This is a genomic window from Sphingomonas sp. (assembly GCF_031380695.1).
In the GTDB taxonomy this organism is placed as follows: domain Bacteria; phylum Pseudomonadota; class Alphaproteobacteria; order Sphingomonadales; family Sphingomonadaceae; genus Sphingomicrobium.
The window spans coordinates 1-2,516 of sequence record NZ_JANMWY010000165.1 but is presented as its reverse complement, the minus strand read 5'-3'; the positions used below and the strand labels follow the sequence as shown (position 1 = coordinate 2,516).

2 protein-coding genes are annotated in these 2,516 nt (G+C 68.9%); both read left to right on the top strand.

From position 1 onward, the window contains the following. Window positions 1–1,046, top strand: a 1,046-nt coding sequence (gene hutI, locus RMN84_RS06215; RefSeq protein WP_309611322.1) for an imidazolonepropionase, incomplete at its 5' end; no start/stop codon positions are given. Then, window positions 1,043–2,516 (top strand): urocanate hydratase (gene hutU, locus RMN84_RS06210; protein ID WP_309611321.1); only part of this gene is annotated, 1,474 nt, incomplete at its 3' end. The genes hutI and hutU, both read left to right, overlap by 4 nt.

Here is a 2,516-nt window from a genome sequence, read left to right as displayed (position 1 = left end):
CGCTCGGCGGCGCCTGGGTCACCCCCGGCTTGATCGACTGCCACACCCACCTCATCTTCGGCGGGACGCGCGCGCAGGAGCACGCCATGCGCCGCGCGGGTGCTTCGTACGAGGACATCGCCCGGGCCGGCGGCGGCATCGCCGCGACCGTCGCCGCCACCGCCGCCTCGGGCGCGACCGACCTGCTTGGCGCCGCCCGCCGCCGCCTCCGCGCGCTGATGGCCGGCGGCTGCACCACGGTCGAGATCAAGTCGGGCTATGGCCTCGATCCCGCCAGCGAGATCCGCCTGCTCAATATCGCCCGCTCGCTCGGCCAGGCCGAAGCGGTGCGGATCGTGCCGACCCTGCTCGCGCTCCATGCCCTACCCGCCGACTTTGCCGACCGCCGCGAAGACTATGTCGATCTGGTCATCGACGAGCTGATCCCCGCCGTCGCCCGGCTCAAGCTCGCCACCAGCGTCGACGGCTATTGCGACACCATCGCCTTCACCCTCGCCGAGACCGAGCGCATGTTCGAAGCCGCGGCCCTCAACGGCCTGCGAGTCCGCCTCCACGCCGAACAACTCTCCAACCGCGGCGGCGCCCGCCTCGCTGCCCGCTTCGGAGCGCTGTCGGCCGATCATCTCGAACAGCTCGATGAGGATGGCGTCGCGGCGCTGGCGAAGGCGGGCACCGTCGCGGTGCTGCTCCCCGGCGCTTTTTATGCGCTTCAGGAAACCCAAAAGCCGCCGGTCGAACTCTTTCGCAGCTATGGCGTGCCGATGGCCGTCGCAACGGATTGCAACCCCGGCACCTCGCCCCTGCTCAACCCGCAGCTGGCGATGAACATGGCCGCGACGCTGTTCGGCCTGACCCCGGAAGAAGCGATCGCCGGCATGACCATTCACGCCGCCACCGCGCTCGGCATCGACGACGAGGTCGGCACGATCGCCCCCGGCAAGGCCGCCGACCTGTGCGCCTGGCCGATCGACGATCCCGCCGAGCTGGCCTACTGGATCGGCCTGCCCGGCCCGTCGCGGCGGATTGTCGGGGGAATGGACACATGACCGATAACCGCCGCGACAACGCCCGCCACATCCGCGCCCGCCGCGGCAGCGAGATCAAGACCAAGAGCTGGACGACCGAAGCCGCCGTCCGCATGCTGATGAACAACCTCGACGGGGAAGTCGCCGAGGATCCCCAAAGCCTGGTCGTTTATGGCGGCATTGGCCGCGCCGCGCGCAACTGGGCCTGTTATGACAAGATCGTCGAGACGCTCGAACGGCTCGACGACGACCAGACATTGCTGGTCCAGTCGGGCAAGCCGGTCGGCGTCTTCCGCACCCACCCCGACGCCCCGCGCGTGCTCATCGCCAACTCCAACCTCGTCCCCAAATGGGCGACGTGGGAGAAGTTCAACGAATTCGATCGCATGGGCCTGATGATGTACGGCCAGATGACGGCGGGCAGCTGGATCTACATCGGCAGCCAGGGCATCGTGCAGGGGACGTTCGAAACCTTCGCCGAAATGGGCCGCCAGCATTTCGGCGGCGATCTCACCGGCAAGTGGATCCTCACCGCCGGCCTCGGCGGCATGGGCGGGGCGCAGCCGTTGGCGGCGGTCATGGCCGGGGCGCACTGCATCGCGGTCGAGGTGCAGGAAAGCTCGATCCAGAAACGGCTCGACACCCGCTATGTCGATCATCGTGCGACCAGCATCGACGAAGCCCTCGCCATCCTCGCTACCGCGACCCAGCCGACCAGCGTCGCCCTGCTCGGCAACGCCGCCGACATCCTCCCCGAGATGGTCGCGCGCAATATCCGCCCCGACGCCGTCACCGACCAGACCAGCGCCCACGATCCCGCCAACGGCTATTGCCCGGCCGGGTGGAGCGTGGCCAAATGGACCGAGCTGCGCGAGCGCGATCCCGCCGCCGTCGCCACCGCCGCCCGCCACTCGATGGCCCGCCATGTCGAAGCGATGCTGGCGTTCCAGGAGATGGGCATTCCCACCTTCGACTATGGCAACAACATCCGCCAGGAAGCACTCGACGAGGGCGTGACGCACGCGTTCGATTTCCCTGGCTTCGTCCCCGCCTATGTCCGCCCGCTCTTCTGTCGCGGCATCGGTCCGTTCCGCTGGGTCGCATTGAGCGGCGATCCCGAGGACATCTACCGCACCGACCAGCGCGTCAAGGAGCTGATCCCCGACGACCCCCATCTCCACCGCTGGCTCGACATGGCGCGCGAACGGATCGCGTTTCAGGGCCTGCCCGCGCGCATTTGCTGGGTCGGGCTGGGCCAGCGCCACCGCCTCGGCCTCGCGTTCAACGAAATGGTCCGCAACGGCGAGGTCAGCGCCCCGATCGTCATCGGCCGCGACCATCTCGACAGCGGATCGGTCGCCTCACCCAATCGCGAGACCGAGGCGATGAAGGACGGCTCGGACGCGGTCAGCGACTGGCCGCTCTTGAACGCCCTCCTCAACACCGCCAGCGGCGCCAGCTGGGTCTCGCTCCACCACGGCGGCGGCGTCG